Source organism: Terriglobales bacterium, from assembly GCA_035624475.1.
In the GTDB taxonomy this organism is placed as follows: Bacteria; Acidobacteriota; Terriglobia; order Terriglobales; family Acidobacteriaceae; genus DASPRL01.
This window is the reverse complement of record DASPRL010000244.1, coordinates 1-2,998: the sequence shown is the minus strand read 5'-3', so window position 1 is coordinate 2,998 and position 2,998 is coordinate 1. Positions and strand designations below refer to the sequence as shown.

General features: G+C 68.2%; 2 protein-coding genes. Both read left to right on the top strand.

Annotation, left to right across the window (positions count from 1 at the left end; translation table 11 throughout):
- Positions 1-1,974, top strand: a 1,974-nt coding sequence (locus VEG08_09995; protein ID HXZ28314.1) for a glycosyltransferase, incomplete at its 5' end; no start/stop codon positions are given.
- Between the two features lie 126 nt (positions 1,975-2,100).
- Positions 2,101-2,998 (top strand): aldehyde dehydrogenase family protein (locus VEG08_09990; protein ID HXZ28313.1); only part of this gene is annotated, 898 nt, incomplete at its 3' end.

Below are 2,998 nucleotides of genomic sequence, written 5' to 3'. Positions count from 1 at the left end.
GCCATCACCTTCGACGACGGCCCCGACCCCAAGTACACGCCCCGCATGCTCGACATCCTCAAGGCCGAGCACGCCCCCGCCACCTTCTTCCTCATCGGCATCGAGGCCGAGAAATATCCCGCCCTCACCCAGCGCATCTTCGACGAAGGCCACGAGGTGGGCAACCACACCTTCACTCATCCCGACATCAGTGCCATCTCCCCGGCCATGATGAACCTGGAGATCAACCTCACCGAGCGCCTCTTCGCCAGCAAGCTGGGAGTGAAGCCGCTGTTCTTCCGCCCGCCTTACTCCATCGACCAGGACCCCGAGACCGAGGATGAGGTCAAGCCCCTGGAGTTCACCCAGGACGCCGGCTACACCACCGTCGGCTCCAAGCTCGATCCCCACGACTGGCAGGTGAGCCCGCACCGCACCGCCGAGCAGATCACCGCCGACGTGCTCGACCACCTGCCGCCCTGCCAGCCCGGCGACCAGCGCTGCGGCAACATCCTGCTGCTGCACGATGGCGGCGGCAACCGCGAGGAGAGCGTGCGCGCCCTGCCCATGATCATCCGCGGAGCGCGCGCCCGCGGCTACCAGTTCGTCCTGGTCTCCGAGCTGCTGGGCAGGAGCCGCCAGCAGGTCATGGCTCCGCTCTCCCGCGACGAGATCTGGAGCGCGCGCGTGGACGCCTTCTCCTTCTGGCTGGGCGGCGTCCTGCGCATGCTGGTGGTGCTGGTCTTCTTCGCGGGCGACGTGCTCATGAGCCTGCGCCTGCTGATCGTGGGCGCGCTCGCCCTCGCCGACCGCTTGCGCACCCGCCGCAACGGCGCCCCCGCCGCCGCTCCCCAGCCCCCGGTCGCCGTCCTGGTCCCCGCCTACAACGAAGAGAAGGTCATCGAGGGCACGGTGCGCTCGGTGCTGGCCTCCCGCTATCCCGCGCTGCGCGTCCTCGTCATCGACGACGGCTCCCAGGACGCCACCCTGGCCGTCGCCCAGAACGCCTTCCGCGAAGAGATCGCCCAGGGCCGCGTGCTGGTCCTCAGCCAGGCCAACGCCGGCAAGGCCGAGGCCCTCAGCCTGGGCCTCGCCCATGTCACCGAAGAGATCTTTGTGGGCATCGACGCCGACACCGTCATCGCTCCCGAAGCCATCGCCCGCCTGGTCGCCCACTTCGCCGATCCCCGCGTGGGCGCGGTCGCCGGCAACACCAAGGTCGGCAATCGCGTGAACCTGTGGACCCGCTGGCAGGCGCTGGAGTACATCACCAGCCAGAACTTCGAGCGCCGCGCCTTGAACACCCTGGGCGCGGTCAGCGTGGTGCCGGGGGCGCTGGGCGCGTGGCGCACCGCCGCCGTGCGCCAGGCCGGCGGCTTCCACCCCGACACCGTCGCCGAGGACGCCGACCTCACCATGTCCCTGCTGGAGCGCGGCTACCAGGTCAAGTACGAGGACCGCGCCCTGGCCTACACCGAGGCTCCCACCACCGCCGGCGGCCTCATGCGCCAGCGCTTCCGCTGGTCCTTCGGCATCCTGCAGTCGGTGTGGAAGCACCGCCGCGCCGTGCTGCGCGGCGGGACGCTGGGCTGGGTAGCCATCCCCAACATCGTCGTCTTCCAGATCCTGCTGCCCCTGGTCTCGCCCTTCATCGACATCATGTACGTGCTGGGGGCGCTGGGCTACGCCTACGCTTGGATCTTCCACCGCGAGACCGCCGATCCCACCGACCTGCTGCGCCTGACCTGGTTCTTCGCCATCTTCCTGGTGGTGGACTTCATCGCCTCCACCATCGCCTTCGCCCTGGAGAGACGGGAAGAAGGCAAGCGCGAGGACGCCTGGCTGCTGCCTCAGGTGTGGGCGCAGCGCTTCGCCTACCGGCAGATCTTCTCCATCGTGCTCTTCAAGACCCTGAAGCGCGCCGTCGACGGCCGCCAGTTCTCCTGGGACAAGCTGGAGCGCACCGCCACCGCTCTCCCCGGGGCCCGCGGCTAGGCGGTTCTAGACCAACGCCTGTTGCGGCCGACGACCGAAGGCCGACGATCGACGGCGAGTGCTAAAATAAAGGGTCGCACGGCCCTCATCCTTCATCCTGAACTGCAGCAGAAAGGAATCATCATCATGGCTACCCTCGAAGCTCCTACCCGGGTTTCGCTCCCGCAGGGCACCTTCCGCAACGAGCCTGCCACCGATTTCTCGAAGGAAGAGAACGCGCGGCGCATGCGCGACGCCATCGCCAAGGTGCGTTCCCAGCTCGGCCGCGAGTACGACCTGGTGATCGGCGGCAAGCGCGTGAAGACCGAGGCCAAGATCAAGTCCATCAACCCCGCCAAGCCCTCCGAGATCGTGGGCCTGCATCAGAAAGCCGGGCGTGAGCACGCCGAGCCCGCCATCCAGGCGGCACTGGCCGCCTTCGAGCGCTGGAAGCGGGTGTCGGTCGAGGAGCGCGCCTCGCTGGTCTACCGCGCCGGGCAGATCCTGCGCGAGCGCAAGCACGAGTTCGCCGCCTGGATGGTCTTCGAGGTGGGCAAGAACTGGGCTGAGGCCGACGCCGACATCGGCGAGACCATCGACTTCTGCGACTTCTACAGCCGCGAGGCCCTGCGCCTGGCCAAGGCCGAGCCTCCCATCCAGCTTCCCGGCGAGCGCGACTCCCTGTGGTACATCCCGCTGGGCGTGGGCGCGGTCATCCCGCCGTGGAACTTCCCCAGCGCCATCATGGCGGGCATGACTCTGGCTTCCATCGTCACCGGCAACACCGTCATCCTGAAGCCCTCCTCGGACTCGCCCACCATCGCCGCCAAGTTCTTCGAGGTGCTCCAGGAGTGCGGCCTGCCCGACGGCGTGGTCAACTTCTGTCCCGGGGCCGGCGCCAGCTTCGGCAACTCTCTGGTCGAGCATCCGCAACTGCGCTTCATCGCTTTCACCGGCTCGCGCGAGGTGGGGCTCGACATCAACCAGCGCGCCGCCCTGCACCAGAAGGGGCAGATCTGGATCAAGCGGGTGGTGCTGGAGATGG